Origin of the sequence: Flavobacterium sp., assembly GCF_044357305.1 — a bacterium.
Classification (GTDB): domain Bacteria; phylum Bacteroidota; class Bacteroidia; order Flavobacteriales; family Flavobacteriaceae; genus Flavobacterium.
Window position 1 is genome coordinate 125,051 of record NZ_JBIKPS010000004.1, and the last position, 22,183, is coordinate 147,233.

General features: G+C 32.8%; 12 protein-coding genes. 1 reads left to right on the forward strand and 11 read right to left on the reverse strand.

All coding sequences use genetic code 11. The features are described from left to right. Positions 1–51 precede the first annotated feature (51 nt). The 5 genes from ACIQ2J_RS04935 to ACIQ2J_RS04955 form a co-directional block, all read right to left on the reverse strand. Positions 52–2,832, reverse strand: a complete 2,781-nt coding sequence (locus ACIQ2J_RS04935) for an outer membrane beta-barrel protein (RefSeq protein ID WP_396167264.1) — start codon at positions 2,830–2,832, stop codon at positions 52–54. A 160-nt stretch (positions 2,833–2,992) separates the two neighbouring features. Then, complete coding sequence (locus ACIQ2J_RS04940) at positions 2,993–9,661, reverse strand: GEVED domain-containing protein (RefSeq protein WP_396167265.1); 6,669 nt, start codon at positions 9,659–9,661, stop codon at positions 2,993–2,995. Between the two features lie 301 nt (positions 9,662–9,962). Beyond that, positions 9,963–10,916, reverse strand: coding sequence for an AAA family ATPase (locus ACIQ2J_RS04945; RefSeq protein ID WP_396167266.1), 954 nt, complete (start codon positions 10,914–10,916; stop codon positions 9,963–9,965). A 76-nt stretch (positions 10,917–10,992) separates the two neighbouring features. Beyond that, positions 10,993–12,396 (reverse strand): peptidylprolyl isomerase, encoded by a 1,404-nt coding sequence (locus ACIQ2J_RS04950; protein WP_396167307.1) that lies wholly within the window; start codon positions 12,394–12,396, stop codon positions 10,993–10,995. Between the two features lie 12 nt (positions 12,397–12,408). Continuing rightward, positions 12,409–14,373, reverse strand: coding sequence for a peptidylprolyl isomerase (locus tag ACIQ2J_RS04955; protein ID WP_396167267.1), 1,965 nt, complete (start codon positions 14,371–14,373; stop codon positions 12,409–12,411). A 225-nt stretch (positions 14,374–14,598) separates the two neighbouring features. Between ACIQ2J_RS04955 and ACIQ2J_RS04960 the strand changes: the two genes are divergently transcribed. Next, positions 14,599–16,188, forward strand: a complete 1,590-nt coding sequence (locus tag ACIQ2J_RS04960) for a peptide chain release factor 3 (RefSeq protein WP_396167268.1) — start codon at positions 14,599–14,601, stop codon at positions 16,186–16,188. A 73-nt stretch (positions 16,189–16,261) separates the two neighbouring features. Here the strand turns inward: ACIQ2J_RS04960 and ACIQ2J_RS04965 are convergent, their stop codons facing one another. The 6 genes from ACIQ2J_RS04965 to ACIQ2J_RS04990 form a co-directional block, all read right to left on the reverse strand. Continuing rightward, positions 16,262–17,926, reverse strand: coding sequence for a tetratricopeptide repeat protein (locus ACIQ2J_RS04965; RefSeq protein ID WP_396167269.1), 1,665 nt, complete (start codon positions 17,924–17,926; stop codon positions 16,262–16,264). Positions 17,927–17,940: 14 nt separating this feature from the next. Then, positions 17,941–18,858, reverse strand: coding sequence for a PstS family phosphate ABC transporter substrate-binding protein (locus ACIQ2J_RS04970; RefSeq protein ID WP_396167271.1), 918 nt, complete (start codon positions 18,856–18,858; stop codon positions 17,941–17,943). Between the two features lie 227 nt (positions 18,859–19,085). Continuing rightward, positions 19,086–19,880 carry an energy transducer TonB gene (locus tag ACIQ2J_RS04975; protein ID WP_396167272.1) on the reverse strand — a complete coding sequence of 265 codons (795 nt, stop codon included), beginning with the start codon at positions 19,878–19,880 and terminating at the stop codon, positions 19,086–19,088. A gap of 31 nt (positions 19,881–19,911) precedes the next feature. Next, positions 19,912–20,472, reverse strand: coding sequence for an ExbD/TolR family protein (locus ACIQ2J_RS04980; protein WP_396167273.1), 561 nt, complete (start codon positions 20,470–20,472; stop codon positions 19,912–19,914). Positions 20,473–20,499: 27 nt separating this feature from the next. Beyond that, positions 20,500–21,138, reverse strand: coding sequence for an ExbD/TolR family protein (locus ACIQ2J_RS04985; RefSeq protein ID WP_396167274.1), 639 nt, complete (start codon positions 21,136–21,138; stop codon positions 20,500–20,502). 52 nt (positions 21,139–21,190) lie between these two features. Further along, positions 21,191–22,030 carry a MotA/TolQ/ExbB proton channel family protein gene (locus ACIQ2J_RS04990; RefSeq protein ID WP_396167276.1) on the reverse strand — a complete coding sequence of 280 codons (840 nt, stop codon included), beginning with the start codon at positions 22,028–22,030 and terminating at the stop codon, positions 21,191–21,193. Positions 22,031–22,183 lie beyond the last annotated feature (153 nt).

Here is a 22,183-nt window from a genome sequence, read left to right on the forward strand (position 1 = left end):
AACCAAAATATAAAAAAACTCGTTTAGAATTTCTAAACGAGTTTTTTAGTTTTACCAATTAAATCTGCCACTTGATTTTTTCTCTTTTCCTGCAAATTTTTCTAATTTATAGGTTAAAGAAAACATTACATATCGTTTTAACACCGTGTTTTCTTCATCTCTAATGGTGGTTGGAGTTATGGTTCTTATGGCACTTTGATTTTGATTTAATAAATCATACACTTTTATCTTAGCCATTAATTTCTTTTCAAAAAAGCCATAAGACAAACTGGTATTCCATAAGAAGAAGTCTTTTTTGAATCCATCGGCAATATTAGAATTATAAGTATAGCCAAAATCGTTTCCGAAAGTCCAATTTTTAGGATAGTAATTGGTTACTTGTAAGTTGAATTTATGGGAATAATTAGAGGCTGAACCAATTACGTAATTGGTAAAATTAGTAGCGTTATACGAATAATTATACGAAGGGTTAATTGTTACTAATTCGCCATAATCATACGTTAAGTTTACTCTTGGAGAAAAACTATAGGTTTTTGCTTGGTACATTTCGCCATCGGTATATCCTTTAGAAAGTCCAAAATTATTATTCATTCGCAATTCAAAACGGTATTTGTTGGCATCTTTTTTAATGGTTTTATTCCAATATACTGTAAACCAAGAGTTGTAAGTTCCAGAAACATTGGCATAAGTAGTGGTTCTTTTTCTATTCTCGTCATAGGTAACCGAAGAAACTATTTGATTATCATATAAATTTCCTCCCAAATACGTTCCATATCCTGATTTGGTTGCATAATCATAATCTCTATAGGACAGATAAACATTATGGTTTTTATTCAAATCCAAATTGGGGTTTCCAATGTAAGTATTCAACGGATTTGCCAAATCCTCAATTGGCAGTATTTGCCTAGCGGAAGGAAGACTATAATTATAGTTGTAATTTACCCATAAATTTTTAGTTTTGGAGAATCGATAGCTCCCATAAGCATTTACATAGGGTAAAATAAATTCTTTATTAAGGGTAGAATTTACATTTAAGTAGTTGGCATCGTTATTGAAATTTATAACATTGGTTCCAAGATTTACAGTAAAATTTATTTTTTTTCTATTAATAATTAACCCCGTATTGGGTGTAAATGTTTTTTCGGTAGAATTAAAAGCATTAGTTAACAAATCATTTGCAACAGAATACGATAGGTTGGCAGGATCGTAATCAAAGGAATCTCTATTATCCTTATTTTTGTCTATTTTATATTCCAACCCAACTTTAATTTGAAGGGAATCGGTAATGGGCTGTGTAAACTCGAACTCCGTTCGGTAATTAGCATTTATAGTTTTCGATTTATTAAACTGGTTTCTGTTGTCTTCCGTTATTGTACCTTGATAGAAAATTGTATTGGATTGAAGATAATCATTTTCATTAGTAGTTCCGTTTTCATTTTCAAAAACTAAACTCAAATATTTATCTTTCTTTTGAAAAGATTTTGTAAACGAAAAGGTGTTGTTAAACGTATTGGTATCGTTCTCATCATTGGTACTTGAAGTACTGGAATTTAGTATAGCATTAGTAGCATCAAAAGACGACTGGGATGCTAGATTTCTGTTTTTAGTATTCGATTTAGTAAAATTAGGTTCGATTACTATAGAAGTTAAGGAATCTAATTTATATTCAAATACCGAACTGACATTGTGCGTATATCGGTCTTCATTGGAACTAGAATTGGAATTGGTAGTGAAATTGCCAGAAGGCAAAAAATTAGTTTGGTTGGTCTTATTATCGTTCTTGGTATTGGCTCCCGAATAGAAATAACTTAAAGACGATTCGCTGTCTTTAGTCCATTCATCCGAATAATTAATACCTACTAAGTTAGATTGTGTAATACCGCTTCCTCCACCATAACGTCGTCCGTTAATACCAAAAGAACCGTTATCGTTCATCCAAACGCTACTGTTTCGACCACCACCCATATTATCAAAAACTTCATCCATTGAAAATCCAATAGAATTGATGTTATTGGAAGAAGCAAGAACACTAATTTTTCTTTTATTTTTAAAATAGTTTATGAGAGCACTGCTTTCATAACGCCCATCGGAGCCTTTTCCACCCATTACTTTTCCGAAAAAACCTTTGTTCTTTTCTTCATCAATAGTTAGGTTTATACTAGCCGAATTGGAACTTGCGGCCGCACCTGTTTTTTCTTCTTTTTTGGTTTTGGTATCGGTTATTTGTACTTTATTTACAATATCCGAAGGAAGGTTTTGTAGGGCTACTTTACCATCTTTATCAAAAAATGGTTTGCCATTTACTAATATTTGGTTGACTTCTTTTCCGTTTACGGTAATTTTCCCATCGGTATCAATTTCTACACCGGGTAATTGTTTTAATAAGGTTTCTACATTGGCATCGGGACGCACTTTGAAAGAGGAAACATTGAATTCCAAAGTGTCTTTTTTAATTCGTATTGGAGGTGCCTGACCTTTAAAAACCACCTCGTTAAGTGATTTTATAGCATTTTTTAATTCTATGGTTTCAAAATCTTTATCGGTTTCAATGCTTATCAAAGGCAATTTAAAATCTTGATAAGATATAAAGGAAACTTTAAGAAATACTGGTTGGTTTATTTTTTTTATTTTGAATTCAAATTTTCCGTTTTTATCGGTAATCGTATAATCTACCACGGAAGAGTCTTTGGCTTTAGAAAGATACACGGTAGCCGATTGAATTGCAGATTTGGTGGTTTCTTCTACTACTTTCCCTTTTAAGGAAACTACATTTTGAGAATAAGATAAAGAGCTAATAAATAGGACTAAAAAACAGGCGTAAACTTTTAACATAAATATTTTTTTTGATTCTATAAAACGCTGCAGTTCTATGATTATTGTTTGTTGATAGGCTTTTCCAAAGAACTTTAACATTTACACCACAAAAAAACTCGTTTAGAAATTTCTAAACGAGTTTTTTTTTGTGGCATTAAAACCTAAATGATTATTAGGATTAATAAATGATTTTCTTAGTAACTACTCTTCCATCTTCTGACGTAACTTTTACAAGTAATACTTGTTGCGAAGAATTGAAATTAGTAACCTCAAATTGTGCAGAATGAATATCTTTTTGTTTGAATAATTCTCTGCCTCTACTATCGAAAATTTCCACGGATTCTAGAATTGTATTGTTGGCATTGATCTTTATGTTTTGATTGTTTTTATAAACAATTACCGATTGCTCTGAAAATATAGATGCATTTGTATTTAAGGCAGAGTTAGTGTATCGCAACACAAAACGATCTTCAAAAGTTCCTGCATTAGAAACAAAGGTATAATTACTTGCTTTTAGATCTTGGATAACGTTCAATAATTTATCTTCCAAAAAGATATCTTGACCTGCAAATAAACCATCAAAATCAACTAAACTGATTGTAAAAATTCCATTAGTATCGGCATGAAAACCTACAGGAACTCTATCCGAAATCTCAAACGGCAATGCTCTCCCTTGAATAGATAATGCAGTAGTTGCAGACAATGTATAAATACAAGCTGGTGTTTTGCTTAAAAGCTCACCATCATATCCTCTATCTAATCCAGAAGTAGCTCCCGAAGCATAACCAACAAGAGTTTGCTTGTAAGCTCCATTCGCATCATTTACTCCAATCCAAATTCTATGTTTTTCTTCTGGACTTGTAGCAGTTGCTGATGAATTATTTTTAAAAAACTGATTGTTATTTCCAGACAAACGCATAGAGTTTAAAAAAGTTGCTGATCCACCAGTATTTATTCCTTTAATAAAAAAGGACTCTCCCGATGCTATTTTGCCATTTGGAATAGACATATTAAAGCCATTGGATGGTGCAGCAGTTCCTGTACCTCCTAAATAATTATAAACTGCATAATCATCAGAAGTGTATTGGAGATTAGTAACCGCAGTATTATGAGTCCATAAATAAATTGTTCCTTCAACTGTAGAAGTATTTAATGCATTAGACAAAAATAAATCAGCACTTATTGCACTAGGATATGGATTTCCTATAAGATTATAAATATTTGAAGCAATTGGAGTCGCTATGGTACCATTATTAGGTACTCCAGTAAATAAGCCAGTAAATGTTTGTCTTAATGTTAAGTCATAGGTTTGTGGCCCTCTTATAATGTATCCTAGTCCTGGCGTCATGTTTGCACTGCCAGATATTGTAGACCAGTTATCTATACTAGTATTATAATAGAAGTATTTATCGGACAATGTTAGTGGAGACAAATCAAATAATGTTTGAGGACTAACAGGAGTTGACCAATAATTGAAATCGTATCTATTTATTGGTTGTGTAATTCTACTATAATTGATATTACCTATATTACCCCCATTATAAGTACCTGGTCCGTTAGACACATCCGTTGGTTGATATAAACTTGAACCATCCTGGAAAGTTAATGTTCCATAAGTCTTCACAACATCCAAAACCTTAAGTGTGAATCCGGAGTTTACAGTTAAAGTTGCAGCTGTATTAATTATTAAATTACGTGAAAAAGCATTTGCGCTAATAATTGGACTAAAGGTTGTTCCTGAAGAAATAGAGACACAATCTGTGTCTGCTGGCACGCCAATAGGATTCCAGTTGGAGGCGTTTGACCAATCAGTGGAGATACTTCCATTCCATGCTTTACCAATACTAACTGTAAAAGTCATTGGAGGACTTTGACATCCCGTATTAGCAACAGTTAATTCGCCAGTATAAGTTCCACCTGGAACACCTGCAGGAACCGAAATTACTAATGGATTTGTAAACGGGGTAGTTAACGGACTTGTAAATGCCACATTAGTAAAGCCTGAACTCAATGCTGCTGCACCCCAGACTATTTTATATTTATCTGGTGTTCCATAAGGATTATTGTAACTAATAGTGGTTGTTTGAGCACTAGCATTGAGACATAAAGTAGCTGCAGCTGCGTCTAAAATTATAGTTGGCTGTTGATTTATTGTAACCGTAAATGGACTTCCTGAACTTTCGCATCCATTATTTTGAACTGTAATAGTTCCTGTATAAGTACCTCCTAATGTACCTCCAGGAACAGTAATAATAATTGGACTTGATACCAAAATTGAATTTATTACAGGTGCAAAACTATTTGCCGGCAATGCATTCCAATTAATACTATAGGTAGTTGGAGACCCTGTAGTTGCGGTATATACTAATGGTCTTGTAGTTTGGACTACGCTACCACATAACGATTGTACTGAAGGAGCTGTAGTTATTGATAATTTTGGCTTTATAATTATTAAATATGTAAATGGTAAACTTTCACAACCATCCGCGTTAGTTACAATTAAATTACCTGTATAAGTACCTCCCACTGTATTTGCAGGAACATTAATTGAAATGGTTGATGGTAACAATTGCTCTCCATCAACTGGATCAAATCCTAGAGATGAATCATTAGAGGTTGTAGAATAAGCTACAGGATCTCCTGTTACTGCACTGTAGGATAATTGCACCGTTTGACTATTTGGACTAAAACATAGCGTTGTAGAAGCAGAAGCAGAAGAAAATGCAATTGTTGGTCTTGGTTTTACAGTAATTGTTACAGGTGCACTTGAAGAAGAACAGCCATTACCATAAGTTGATGTTAATGTATAACTTGTATCTGTTATTGGACTAGCATCTGGATTTAGAATATTTGTTGCGCTTAATCCTGTTGCTGGAGACCAACTAAGTATCGGATTAGTAAATCCTGTAACAATTATGTCATCAACTCCAATATCAGAAGAACCACCTACTACGTCATTGGTTCCCGTGATTTTGATTCTTACTGCACTAAATCCAACCCCAACAAAATTATTTAAACTAATCGTTAATTGAGTCCATGAACCAAAGCTATTGTAAGAAGCAGACCCAATTTGAGAATAGGCTCCTCCATTATTATTAGCATAAACTTTCAGATAATCGGAACCCGTTGAGTTATAAATCCAAAAAGTTAAAGTAGAAGCAGAATAGGTTGTCATATTCATAGATGGGGATATCATATCACCACTCACAGCACTGCCAACTAAGGTAGAGTAAAAATAACTGCAGAAACCTGTATGGCCTGCGCCAGTCCATGTATTTCCACTTGAAGTTGCCTCAAAAGTTGTACGGAAATCTCCAGGACTACGCCCACCGTTAATAGTTCTAGTCCAACCTGCTGGCCAAGGTCCAGCATTAAAATTTTGATCTAAAACTGTAGTAGGGAATCCTAATGCTGATGCGCCTAAAGTAATTGAACTTCCAGAACAAATACTAGGAGAAGGCCCAGGAGGATATGCAATAGGAGTACTTGGAATTGGGTTAACAGTAAATATGGTAGAACTTGTTCCAGTCGCTTGCGCATTTGAAACCGTAATAAAACCAGTTGTTGCTGAAGCAGGTAAAGTAACCGTTATAGAAGTGTCTGAATTTACCGTATAAGTCAATGCACTCACTCCGTTAAACTTAACTGAGGTAGCATTTGTAAAATTACTTCCTGTTAAGGTTACTATTGGGGTTGTCCCTAGACACGTACTTGTAGGTGTAAAGCTTGTAATTTTAGGAACTGTTACACAGCTAATTGTGGCATCCCATCCTGAATAAGTAATTATGAAATCTGAAGTGAATTTAAAGGTTAAAGATCCATCGGTAGCTGAAGAAATTATTGTTCCTGGTGAGTGAGTTCCATAAAAGGATCCTGCAGGACAAGTTGTAGGATTAAATCCTGCTGGGAAACCAGAAGAAATAAGTGGTGCGGCTGTACTATTTCCATTATAAATTGACAATCCATCATAATTATTTTCTGTTACAAAGGAATTAAATACAACTTTCAACTTAGAGGTAGTAGATGAAGGGTAAAAAGTATAAGTATACGTTTCATTATTACTATAAATATTTACTGGTCCTGCACTATCATAAAATACAACATTACATGAAGTAAAACTTCCATTACCCATATTGACAATATCTTGATTAACTGTAATGAAAGTTCCAGGACCTACCCAAGGATTTGGTGTCCCACAATTGGAACGAACCCAAAAATAATAGGTGCCACCTAAAGTTAAACCTGTTAATGCAACTGAATTAACACCCGTTACCGTTCCTGAAGGAGAAGCGCCAATTGTTGGAGGAATTGGTGATGTACTGAAATAATAATTATATACACTATTTGGAGTCAAACCAGCATCAGTCCATGTAATTATTGCAGAAGTACCTGTAATACTTGCTGTAGTTAAAGCCGCAGGTGTACTTGGAGCACATGGTGGAACAGGCACTACGATAAGAGTGTAATCCTCCATCTCGCCTCTTCCTGAACCATTTATAGAACAAGAAGTGTTAGCCCCTACCCAACTGGTGGAAACACGCATACGGTAATTACCTGGTGTTTGCCCATTTGGAATTGCAAACGCTCCTGTAAACGGTCCTAATAGATAAGTAGTTGTAGCTAAAATTGTTTCACCAACATCTGTAAAATCGCCATCTTGATTCCAGTCAATCCATATATAATAGAAAAAAGTTTGATCTGTTGAATCTGTTCTAACACTAGTTATAGAATAATTAACTAAAGAAGAAGGAAATTGCGAACACGATTGAGTAGTATAATTTGCATAACCACCCGTTGAAAATCCAGTAATATTGTTAGTAATATTGGTAATACCTCCATTAGTTGAAAAACTATTTACAAAAGAAGTTACACTTGATGGCGCGGTTGGTATGCAATAAGTAACACCTATAGTAGTTAAAGAGATTGTACTAGAATAGGATGTCCCACAAGAATTGTTGTTGGTACTAACTCTATAATAATAGGTAGTTCCTGCGCTTAATCCACTAATTGGATAGTTTCCCACATTAATATTGCTACTAAGTACAAGTAAGTTATTATAACCCGTTACAAAAGACGTGAACGTACTGCTTGTGGAAACATCAAGATTATATGCGGTGACCCCAGCAATTAAATTCCAGTTTGCAGAAAAAGAGGAAGTAGTTACTAGTGTTGCTATCGTTGCAGAAGGAACGGCTGTTGGTGCAGTAATGTTTACAGCTCCAGAAATAGCTGTGGTAACCGTACAACCTAATGTACTTGTAAGTACACAAAAATAATATAATGTACCTACAGTTGTTGTAAGTGGAGTATAACTCGCATTGTTTGTACCTATTGCTGTCCCCCCAATTGTAGAAGCTATTGTATTGCTATACCATTGGTATACATTAACTATTCCACCCGATGCAGAAGCAGTTAAAGCAGTTGCATTTGTTGCATTTTTACATAAATTCTGGATTGTAGTAGATGGTGATGTATCTAAAGCAAAAGAACAACTAGCTATAATAAAATTTATGGATGGCGACCATGGGCTATAACTGTCAGGTGCAGTACCACACTTAGATCGAACCCAAGCATAATATGTTCCTGTAGTTAAACCTGTAATACTATAGGAATTTGTTGTTAAATTTAACCCTTGAGGAGTTACTGCTCCTGTTGGAGGAGTATTACTTGTACTATAATAAACATCATAATTAGCTGCACTTGTAGTATTCCATGTTAAAGAAGCATTAGATGCGCCAACAACCGTAGTTGCCAAACCTGTTGGGGTAGGACATCGAACACAATCTACCTTTATATTAAAACCTGCAACATTAGTTGTAGCATCGGAAGTAAATTTTATTGTAATAGAACCATCTGTAGAAATTGTAGAGATATAAGTTGAAACAACTGGAATAGTTGTAGCGGTATGCGTTAAAAGATTAGTAGTTGCATTTAAAGCAGTGCCATTATCATCCCAAACTTCAATCTTATCTGTGATAGCACCAGCGTAACTAATAAACTGAATTCTAATTCTATCTCCAGCAGTATAACCAACAATTGTTGGTGTAAAGGTAACTGTATTTAGTTGATTTATGCTACATTTATCCGAAGCGCCTCCATTATCATAAAAATTATACGTATCTGAAGTTCCAACTGTAACTTGTCCACCTGCACAATTTTGAATCAGTGTTCCGTTCCCATTTCTTACTGGAACTATAACATTATTAACGGTAGAATTATAAGTATCCCAAAAGATATCATCTATATGTAATTGTCCGAAAAAGGTAGTTGGAGGAGCTGCTGCTGCTGCATTAGCTGCTCTAGTATTCACATCTTTAATTCTAAATTTCACATCTGCACCCAAATTTGGCAAAGTAACCGAAACTAGATTATAAGTAGAAGTTGCACTTGTAGGCAAAACTACACCTGATACGGTATTTATATTAGTAAAAGTGGCATAACTATCTAAAGATGTAGCATATTCTACAATAAAAGAATTAGGACTGTATGCATTTACAGTAGAAGTTTTAATATAAAATGAAAATGTTTTAGGATTTGTAATTGTAGGAGTCATTAACCAACCTCCATTTGTCAATGTCTGACAGAAAACAGTCCCAGATCTTGCATTAATTACACTCGATCCAAATGCAACTGATGTAGTTGATAAGGTTGTGAAATTAGGAGAAGCTGTTGCAGTGAGAACATTTGTCCCAGGAGCAGCAAAACTCTCAAACCGAGCATACGGCCCAATACACTGTGCGTTTAAATTGGTTTTACTAAATAATGCAAAAAGAAATACAAGTAGAAAACTTGCTTTAGAAGTTATATTAATTGTATTCTTAAATCTAGTAGGTATTAATTGTGTCATAATGATATAATTTGAGGCGGTTAAAAATACAATTTTTTTTTTGTTTTTTTAAAAAAAAATGATTTATCCTTATACATTCGATAAAAAACATAAATTCTCGATAAAAAAACCAAATAACATTTGCATTAAATATTTATTTTTGATATTGTTGACAACATAAACATATTGTATCCCAAATACTTCGAACATTAGTAGTATTAGAAATAAAGTTTAACTTCAGTAAGTATATAAATATAATAGAAATAAAAATTCCTAAAAGATTATTTAAAATCTTTTAGGAATTAAGATAGATAATTATTACTTAAAGTAACTTATCAATAATCATTTCTTCGGTGATTCCTTCGGCATCGGCCTTGTAGTTCTTAATGATTCTGTGGCGAAGTATTCCAACCGCAACTGCTTTTACATCTTCAATATCTGGAGAGAATTTTCCGCTGAAAGCAGCATTAGCTTTAGCAGCCAAAATTAAATTTTGGGAAGCTCTTGGTCCTGCTCCCCAGTCTAAATAATTTTTTACAAACTCATTTGAAAGTGCATTGTCTGGTCGTGTTTTACTAACTAAAGTTACCGCATATTCAATTACATTATCGGCAACTGGAATACGGCGAATTAAATGTTGGAAATCGATAATTTCTTCCGCAGTAAATAATGGATTTATAGTTTGTTTCGCATCGGAAGTAGTACTTTTAACCACTTCTACCTCTTCTGAAAAAGAAGGATAATCTAATTTAATAGCAAACATAAAACGGTCTAACTGGGCTTCTGGCAAAGGATAAGTTCCTTCTTGCTCAATAGGGTTTTGGGTTGCTAATACAAAATAAGGTAAATCTAATTTATAGTTTTGTCCTGCAATAGTTACTGAACGTTCCTGCATCGCTTCTAATAACGCTGCTTGCGTTTTTGGCGGTGTTCTGTTAATCTCATCGGCTAGGATAATATTAGAAAAAATTGGACCTTTAATAAATTTAAACTGACGATTCTCATCTAAAATCTCACTTCCTAAAATATCAGAAGGCATTAAATCGGGAGTAAACTGAATTCGTTTAAAACCCAAACCTAATGCTTGTGAAATTGTATTTACCATTAAGGTTTTAGCTAAACCAGGAACACCAACTAAAAGTGCATGACCTCCAGAAAAGATGCTTAACAAGACTTGGTCAACAACAGCGTCTTGACCAATGATTATTTTAGATATTTCTTTTTTAAGTTCTAATCTTTTTTGAACTAGATTTTGTATTGCTGCTACGTCGGACATACTATTTGAGTTTGAAGTTGGAAGTTGGAAGATGGGGGTTAGCAAAATATGCTTACTAACATCTGCTTACTGCTGACTATTTTTTAAGCCAATTATTAGTGAATTTACAATCTTTATATTCTCCGTTAATCTTGATATAGGTTTCTTTAATTTTATTTTCAGACCATTTTGCGATAGCATTAATTTGCTTTTCTTTTAGTGCTAAATCTTTAATTTTAGTATAATCTTTACTAAAATCGGCTACGTGTTGCTCAATTTTATTGGTAACCATAATGATTTTATACCGTTTTCCAGCCTTAGGGTCTTCTTCTAAAATTACTGAAGAAACTTGACCATTACTCATGTTAGAAACTTGACTGTAAAATTCAGGATCCATTTTAGTTAATTCAAAATGGGTGTCTTGTGTTTTTGGATTTATTAATGTCCCTCCATTAGCACGAGTTTCTTTTTCATCAGACAAAGTTCTAGCAGCATCTGCAAACGTAATTTCTTTATCTTGAATACGTTTTTTAATCAATTCAATTTTATCTTTTGCTTCTTTTAAAGCATCCGATGAAATTTTGGCAGCCATTAAAATATGACGCAACTCTAAATCTTGTCCTTTAATTTTTTCTAAATAGATTATATGAAAACCAAATTCAGTTTCGAAAGGTTCAGAAATCTCGCCTTCTTGTAACGAATAGGCAACATCTTTAAATTCTTTTACAAAAGGAGTTTTTTTGTTTATTTTATAGAATCCACCGCTGGATCTTGAACCTGGATCTTCCGTATATAATACCGCCTTAGTTGTGAAACTTGATCCTGCCATAACTTCTTTTTTAATCTCTATTAATCTATCTATAACTGCTTGCTTTTCTGTAGCAGAAACTTTTGGAGTAATAACAATTTGCGCCATTTCTAATTCAGCACCTAATAAAGGTCTTTCCGATTCTGGAATTTTCTTAAAGAAATTTCTAGTCTCTTCGGGTGTAATTTGAATTGGATCAATAATCTTTTTTTGCATTTCTGCAGCCAATTTTTGTTGCTTTAGAAGTTCAAAAAGTTCCGTTTTAAATTCGTCTTCAGTATTCTTTTTGAAATATTTCACCACATTCTCCATAGACTTAAGTTGTTCTACCATATAGTCTAGTTGTTGGTTCATTTTTTCTTTTACCTCCTCGTCTTTAACTACAATAGAATCCTGAATAGCTTGGTGCGCATACAGTTTGTCTTCAAGTAATTTTCCCAACATTTGACAACGGGTAATATCTTTAATGGAATTTCCAGAACTTTCAATTTCTAAAAATGCTTTATCAATATCAGAATCCAATACAATATAGTCTCCAACAGTGGCAACGATACCATCTACTTTTTGTCTTTTTTGTTGGCTTACGGGCTTTTTCTCTGGTTCTTTATCTTTAATAATCTCTTGCGCGTTTGCATAAAAACCAATTAAAAAAAGGAAAATACCTAGTACTCGTTTACAATTCAATACATTCATCATTACTATGTTTTATTTTTTAATTTGATTTTTTACTTTTTCAAATGTATCTTGATTTACTTTTACAGTAAATTCTTTATTGAGTTCATTAACCCAATTTTGCTCTAAATACTGTTGGTAATCGTTAACTAACTTTCCTCTGCACTCGTCAAGTGTTTTAGGAGCTGCAGGAAGAACTTTTATAACATTTATGACATAATAATAATCGCCCTTTTTAGTAATTTCAGAAAGGCCTAATTCCATTTTAGTTTCTTTCGGCAAAGCATCTGCACCTTCTTCATATACTCCTTGAAAGTACATAATGCTTACATTTTCTTTCGTATTGAATTTTTCTTTTATTTCTTTAGATGTTTGATTTTTTTTCAACATACTCAAAGCTTTCTTCATTTTCTCTAAATCGGTAGAAGAATATATTTCAGCATCTACTCTTGTTTTCCAAAGGTGTTTGTCTTTTTGGGTTTCATAAAAATCTTTTAATCCTAAAGTATCCGTTTTAGAACGTTGCCAAATTTCTTTATCCATTAAATCAAATAATAATAATCCGTCACGATATTCATCCATTACAGCTGAAAATTCAGGAAATTCATTCTCTAAATTATCATTGTAATATTGATTACGTTGTTCATCGACAAAAGTTTCAAATAAATTATCTGTTAATTTCTCAATTGGTTTTAAAGTTGATCCGCTCTTTTGTTTAGAATAAACATAATCTAGAAAATCAGATCCAGTATAGTTTTTGGCTGCAATTGCAAACAAAGCTTTAGAATATTTTTTAGAATCCGTAGGAAGTGTCCATTTATTGTCATAAAAATCGTTGGTCACTAATTTAACTAAAGAGTTGTATAGTTTAACATCTTTTTTTATCGGATACTTTGCTGCAAGTTTTTCAGTTAACGAATTGGTAATTAATCTAGAACGATCGTCTTTACTAATTTTATTTTCTAATTCCACTTTGGAATCGTCATACGATTTCACAGGAAATCTATCTATGAATTTCACAATATGCCAACCAAATTGAGTTTCAAATGGTTTAGAAATTAGATTTTCTTTACTCAAAGAAAATGCTTGAGTTTCAAATTCTTCCGAACTCAATTGACCTGAAGCAAAACGGTTTAAAACACCACCTTTAGAAGCAGAAGATTTATCTTCTGAAAACTGTTTAGCTAATTCTTCAAATTTTTCTCCTTGTTGTAATTTTTGATAAATGTCGTCAATTGTTGTTTTGGCTTTAGCAATATCTTCACCTTCTTTTGGCTTTAATATCATGATATGCGCCACTGCAACTTCTCCTCTATTATCTCTAATGTCGTTCACTTTTATTAAATGATATCCAAATCGTGTTCTTATTGGCTTAGAAACAGAACCTATTGAAGTATTGTAAGCACCATTTTCAAAAGCATATACCATTTTAAAACTAGTGAAATAGCCTAAATTTCCTTTATTTTCTTTAGCCGATGGATCTTGAGATAACTCTTGTGCCAAGGCTCCAAAATCTTCTCCTTTAATCACTCTATCTCTAATTCCAAGAGCTTTATTATAGGCTATTAAAGTGTCTGCAGGAGCAGCATTTTCATCTACTAAAATTAATATATGAGAAGCATTAACTTCTTTCAAAAGTCTTTTATACCCTTCGTCTACAAGTTCTTTAGTAACTTTAGAATCAGTCGTGTAGTTTTTAGACAACTGAGTTCTATAACTTTTAAGTTCGGTTTGGTATTGCGTGTTATTTTGCAAACCCAATATATTTGCTTTAGATACTTTAAGTTTGTATCCTACAAATAATTCTAGGTATTGATTTAAATCTTTTTGAGACTCATCTTTAACTAAATCTAAATTTTTATTATAAACTCTAATAAACTCATCCGTATAAAAAGGCTTATCGTTAATAGTAAATAAAACCTCTTTGGAGCTAGTTTGTGCTTTTGTTACCAAAACAAAACCTAATAACAACCCTAAAAAAATATGCTTTAACTTCATTATCTAATCTATTAAATTAAGTTATTTAAATATTACAAGTATTTGCCTACTTGGCAAAACCAAAATTACAATCAACAAAAGTAACAAATCGACTGTATTAAACAAGTATAGCTACTACTATTAACAAAAATTTATTAACAGAAATTTAGGTTATGCCTTTGAAAAGCAAAGTTGCATTAGTTATTTATTTAATAAATAGTATTTTTGCAGACCATTACAAGAATTATGAGTTTTTTAAAAGAAATATTACGACGCAGAACTTTCGGAATCATATCGCATCCCGATGCTGGAAAAACAACATTAACCGAGAAATTATTGCTTTTTGGAGGAGCCATTCAAGAGGCTGGCGCCGTTAAGAACAATAAAATAAAGAAAGGCGCAACCAGTGACTTTATGGAAATTGAACGCCAAAGAGGAATCTCTGTGGCTACTTCGGTTTTGGCTTTCAATTATAAAAATAAAAAGATAAACATCCTAGATACACCAGGTCACAAGGATTTTGCCGAAGATACTTTTAGAACCTTAACGGCTGTTGATAGCGTAATTGTTGTTATTGACGTTGCTAAAGGTGTTGAGGAACAAACTGAAAAATTAGTTTCCGTTTGTAGAATGCGTAAAATTCCGATTATTGTTTTTATCAATAAATTAGATAGAGAAGGAAAGGATGCCTTTGATTTAATGGATGAAGTAGAAAAAAAACTCGGTCTTCATGTAACTCCGTTAAGTTTTCCTATCGGAATGGGATATGATTTTCAAGGAATTTATAATATTTGGGAGAAAAATATCAATCTTTTTAGTGGGGATAGCCGAAAAAACATTGAAGACACTATTGCTATTTCCGATTTATTGAGTCCTGAATTAGGTAAACTTATAGGAGAAAAACCAGCTACTAAACTTCGAGAAGAATTAGAATTAATTGAGGAAGTGTATCCTCCATTTAATAAAGAAGAATATTTAGAAGGAAATTTACAACCTGTATTTTTTGGTTCAGCTTTAAATAATTTTGGAGTTCGCGAACTTTTAGACTGTTTTGTAGAAATCGCTCCGACGCCAAGACCAAAAGAATCGGACACCCGACTAGTAATGCCAGAAGAAGAAAAACTATCCGGATTTGTATTTAAAATCCATGCTAATATGGACCCAAAGCACCGGGACCGTCTTGCTTTTATCAAAATTGTATCGGGAACTTTTGAACGTAACAAACCGTATATGCACGTTCGATTGAATAAGAGTTTGAAATTTTCTAGTCCGAATGCTTTTTTTGCAGAAAAGAAAGAAATTGTAGATATTTCCTACCCTGGAGATATTGTTGGATTGCACGATACGGGTAATTTTAAAATTGGGGATACTTTAACGGAAGGAGAAATAATGAATTTTAGAGGAATTCCTAGTTTCTCTCCAGAGCATTTTAGATACATTAATAATGCCGACCCAATGAAAGCCAAACAATTGGAAAAAGGGGTGGATCAATTAATGGATGAAGGAGTGGCACAGTTATTTACTTTGGAAATGAACAACCGAAAAGTAATTGGAACCGTTGGTGCGCTGCAATATGAAGTTATTCAATACCGTTTAGAACACGAATACGGAGCGAAATGCACCTACGAAAATTTCCCAGTTCATAAAGCGTGTTGGGTGAAGCCTGATGATGCAAAAAATGAAGAGTTTAGAGAATTTAAACGAGTAAAACAAAAATTCTTAGCTCATGATAAATACAACCAATTGGTATTTTTAGCCGATTCGGATTTTACTATTCAAATGACACAAAGCAAATATCCAAGTGTGAAATTATTTTTCACCTCAGAATTTGAATAATATCCTTAAAAAAAGAACATAAAAAAACTCGTTTAGAAATCTAAACGAGTTTTTTATGGGACTATTTTATTTTTTATTTTAATTTTTTTAATGATTCCGTTGCGTAAACATTTGTTGGATCTATAGCTAATGTTTTACCAAAATAATCTTTAGCTTTTGCTTTGTCGGTATTAGCATAAAAAGCAGCAATACTATTATATGCTTCTGTTACTTTGGTTTTGTTTTTATTGATTTCTTCCTCTCCTTTGGCAATTACTATATCCAAATATTTTTGATAAGTGTCTGCCATTACATCATCCTTTTCTAAAGTACTATTAATTCTAGCCTTATATAAATATGCCTCTTGATAGTTGGGTGTTGCAGTGATTACTGTATCCATAGCTCTATCCGCATTTTGAAGCGCAATAACATTTACATCTTTTAGTTCTTTACCTCTATTTTCAGTTAAAACAGAAAGACCATAATACACATTATCCTCTAAATTGTTTCTAGAATTAGGATTGGTGATTGCCAATTCAAACAAAGAACTTGAAATATCATATAACTTTAGAGCGAAATATTTTTTCCCAACTTCATTTAACCCATTAGTCATTACGATATCCATTTCTAATGCTTTTTTCAAATCGGTTATTCCTAATGTTAACATTGCAGGATCAACTGTTTTACCATCTAAAGAAACTGATTTAGTAACTTTTGCCAATCCTAAATTATAATAATCTGCCGCAATAATTTTATTAGTACTTGAAGAGGTAAAGTCAGTTAATGCTTTAATAGCAGCATCAAAATTTCCGTTTTGATAAGCAGAATACCCTAGGTATCTCAAAATACGAGGATTGACTTTATCTAATTTCTGCATTGCATTTGCTTCCAATTCCAAAGCTTTGTAATCTTTTGCTAAGATTAAAAAATCAGCATGGCGCATACGGGAAGGCAAAGAATAATCCGTTAAACTCATGTACTTTTCATAATTGCTTAATGCCTTAGCAATATTTTCGGTGTAAGTTGATGGTTTGTTATTAGCCCATAAATAATAGGTTTCAGCATATTCACGATATAAAGGTCCGTAATTTGGATTCAAAGCCAATACTTCATCATAAGCTTTTATTGCTTCTACATAAGCTTTAGCACCTTTTAACAAAACCCCTAATTGCATTTTGGCTCTTATTAAAGTATTATCAATTGCATAAGCATCTCTATAGGAAACATAAGCATCATTTTGGCTTTTATCTCCATAATAAGCATCCCCTAAAATTAATTTTACATTTGCATCATTAGGATTTGCAAGCTGTGCTTTAGTTAATAAATTAATAGCAGCTTTATAATCTGGTTTAGAATTATTCATATAAGCTTGCGCTATATATAAGTATTCTTCGACATCTCTCTTTTTTAATTGTTTAATAACTTGATCAAACTTAGATTGAGCTGCAACAGCATTTCCGTTTTCCAAATCCATTTGACCTAAACCAATAGTATTGAATCTAGCTCCATCGGTAGCGGTCAATCCTTTCTGAAAATAAATTTTAGCGGAGTCTTCAAGGCTTTGTTTAAGATAAATAGATCCGAGTAAAAAGTCTGCTTTTCCGTTATCTGCTTTAGCTTGAATACTATTTTTAAGCATAGTTTTAGCTTTTTCATATTGTTCTGCATCGATTGCTTTTTTTGCTTGATCTATGTCTTGGGCATTCCCAGTTACAGCAGCTGTTAAAAAAACTAGGCTTAATATCTTATAATTTTTCATCTTATTGCGTATTTCTAATTACTTTCAATTTTATTTCTAATACTTATATTTCGACTTGGTTCTCGCAAGGGTGCAAGACCGGATTTTAATATTATTCTTTGACCAATTTCTCCAGATATAAAAGAAGCAAAGCCAATGCCTAAACCTTCAAATCCTTGACAATTGACAATATACAAAACACGTGCCAAAGGGTATTTTCTAGAAGCTATATTCTCTTGACTGGGATAAACATATCCATTTGTATTCTTATCTTTTATACTTAAAACTGTAATTTTTTCAAGAATTTTTTTTCTAGAGAGTCTAGGTTGAAAAATCCAATTAATACCTACCACCCCAATCATTCCTTCATTTTGTGATACATATTGAATAACTTCTTCATTGGTTTTAAATGAAAAAACCCCCGTATCTGGCATGCTTTTTAATCCTGCCAATTCTAAAAAATAACGAGTTGTGCTAGAGTTAGCATTGTCAAATACCAAACCTTTAATTTTTGTTGGATTTCCTTTTAAAAACGCTACAATTTCAGAAATATCTTGAATGGAATCCTTTGATATTTTATTCTTTATTAATGCTATTGCGTCAATAGCAAAAGGAGTTTCTAAAGGAGTTATTTTTTTGTTTTTGAAAATTGCTTTTTCAACTATATTTAATTTTCGTGATAAAATTATTGTACGTGCTGTATTATTTACAAACGATTGTACGCTTTCTTTTTCCGATTGTGGAAGTAATTTAATAGTAGCATTGTATTGACTTTCAAATACCGCAACTTGATCTTCAATTATTGGTAATATTGATTCATCAACCAAAATAGAAGTACTTCCAGTTAATATAGTTTCTTTATTTTCTTCATCTCCTTTACAGGAATATAACACAATAAGTACTACTCCAAAGCCCAATAAAAAGGACACTATTTTACTTTTGAATTTAATCATCCGAATCCGTTTTTAATAATCGCCAAAATCTAAAAAAGCCATAAACTATTAACAAGGTTCCTAAAGCAATTCGGTATTTGGTTTCCATCCGAATAGGAAATTTGGTCCAAAATATAAGAATTACTCCTAGTGTTAAATATATCATAAGAAACAAAATACCTATAAATAGAAGAAATCGCTCTTTAAGCGATTTCTTCTTGTAGTTTATAACTATTTGCTTAAACATATTATTCTTCAGGATTTTCAATAGAGAAAGTTTGTATAAAAGCACAACGCACTTTTCTACCGTTTTGTTCTGCTGGAGTCCATTTAGGACTTTTACGCAAAACTCTTTCTGCTTCTTTTCCAGAACCATATCCAATATCTTTTAATACTTTAATATCGGTTAAGGAACCATCTTTTTCCACAACAAATGAAACCGTTACTTTACCTTTAAGACCTGGCTCATCTGGAGGAGAGAAATTATTTTTAAGGAAACTAGCCCATTTTCCACCTGGAAATGAAGGTTGCACCTCAATACCTGCTGAGTTATAAATAGTATTATCATCTACCACATCTTGAGGTGGTCCATTACCTGGAGGATCAACAGATAAAGGAGCATCTTTATCCCCTTTAATATCTTCTTTTCCAAGATTTTTATCTTTAAGATCTTCCACCTTTGGCGGTTCTTCTGTTACATCTTCTTTTCTAGCAACAACAGGCTTTACAAACTTTACCACATCCTCTTTTGGTTTAGGAGGTGGTGGTGGTTTTAAATCCTCTTTTGGTTTTTCTTCTTTTGGAGGTAATTTCACAGCAGTTATTCTATCATGCAAGCCTTCATCAGTTGTAGCAGTAACACTACTAATAAACTCGGCAATTTTTGGAGTAGCGACAGCTAACGCAAAAACAACAGCTCCAATAGCTAATGCTTTTAAATTAGTATTGTCATTATTTTTACGCAAGTCATAAGCTCCATAACTCTTGTTTCGTCCTTCAAAAACGATGTCCAACCATTTTTTTCCTAATAGGTCTATTTTCATCTTTTTGTTATTTATAAAATACCCGGAAGCATTATTTATTAATTTCTTCTGCTAATTTATTTTCTTCAGGAGAAAATTCATTAACTATAGCATAAGTAGGCACTTTACAAATTGCCATTTCATCTAAAATATCTACCAAATTTTTATAGGTTGACTTTTTAGTAGGTTTAATGATAACAATCATTCCTTTGTCTTTATCCCCCATAACCTCTGGAATAGATTGTACTCTTTTCAACAATTCTTTACGGATTCCATCTTTAGTATAATCTGTAGTAGTTGGAGCACCTCCAACTTCTGGAGCATCTAAAAGTCCGTGATACCATTTAACTTGGTCTTTAGCGCCTAGAATAATGGTTACCGTTCTTCTTTGATCTGTTTTTAGAGGTTTGATTTTTGTTAAAGTATCATCTTTAGCAGGTAAACCTAGAGGCATCGATTGTGGTTTTGACAACGAGGTTGTCAGCATGAAAAAGGTAATCAACAAGAAAGCCAAATCTACCATTGCGGTAAGATCTACTTTAGAATTTTGTTTTTTACTTCTTACTTTGCCACCTTTTCCACCGCCATCATCGCCAGTATTTAATTCAGCCATTGTATATCTTTTAAATTATTATTAAAATTATTCTGTTTTAGGTTTGGCTCTTAAACCAGTAACTAAAGCAAAATTATTTATTTTTTGATCTTGTAACAAATCCATAATTTTTCTAATTTGAGGATATTGTTGTTTAGCATCGCCTTTTATCGCGAAGTCCAATTCTTTATCTTTAGCTAGATCTACGTTATTAGCTTTTCTGACATACATAACCCAATCCTTTAATTCATTATTTAATGAATCCATAGGAATACCTGGCTGAACACCAGCTGTATTTCTTTTTGCTCCTGGCATTGCAATTAATTGCTTCAACCCAGAAACTGGAACGCCAAAATCTTCGATCAAAGAAAACTGAGCTATTTCGGCAGGAGTAAATTTCACACCATACTTCTCCCCCATTAATTCAAGGGTTTTAGCACGAACGTCTCTATCTTTCATACCGAAGAACACACTTTGCCCGTCCTTAGTTTGACCAACCGTTAAAGTAACTAATCCTGTTTCAGGAAGCTTAGTTAAAACCGTAGAGGCTGGTGTTTGCACTGGCAATGGTTCTGGTTGTTTTGCTGTTGCAGTCAAAATGAAGAACGTAAGCAGAAGAAAGGCTACATCACACATAGCGGTCATATCAATAGACGCTGCCTTTTTGGACATTTTTATTTTAGCCATTTTTATCTTTTTATTATTTCTTTGAAAAAATTAATTTCAAAAAAATTAATTATTATTTAATACTTCCTCTCATTCTTCTGTAAGAATTCACAATTGCAGTACCTGCTTCATCAATAGAATACGTTAAAGTATCAATTTTAGATGTAAAAAGATTGTACATTACAATTGCTAAAGCAGAAGTAGAAATTCCTGTTGCAGTATTAATAAGTGCTTCAGAGATACCGTTTGCAAGCATGGATTGATCAGGAGTTCCTGAAGATGCTAATGCACCAAACGCTTTAATCATACCTGTAACTGTTCCTAATAATCCAGCAAGAGTACCTAAAGATACTAAAGTAGAAAGAATAGTCATGTGTTTTTCTAACATTGGCATTTCAAGAGAAGTAGCTTCTTCGATTTCTTTGTGAATCATTTCTGATGCTTCTTCGCTGTTGAAACCTTCTTTTTTAACTTCTTGGTATTTAATTAACGCTGATTTTATTGCATTTGCAACAGATCCTTTTTGTTTATCACAAGTAGCTATTGCATCTTCAATATTACCTTGAGAAATATTACTTTGAATATTTGACATAAATTTATCTAAATTTCCTGTTCCAGAAGCTTTAGAAATTACAAAAAATCTTTCAAAAGAAAATACGATAACCATTAATAAACAACCTAACAATACTGGAACTATTGCCCCTCCTTTATAAACCATTGCTAGATAATTTCCTGCTTTTGGATGACCTGCTTCAGCTCCTGCATCTAACATTGCTTTTTCGTTTTCGAAATTACTTGCAGATCCCATGATAAATTTCCATACTAAAAATCCTACAAAGATACAAGATGCGATGATAATCCCTGTCATCATTCCGCCACCATTAGCCCCATTTTCTTTTTTTGCGTTTGCCATTTTTTTTTAAATTTAATAGTTTTTAATAATTTATAAGTTTTAGTTGTAATAAACTTGAATAGGAGCAAATTTAATTTTTTAGTTGTAATAAAAAAACTTTTTTTTACTTTTAATTATTGGTCTATTTACGAAAACGTTTTCGGTAACATAAAC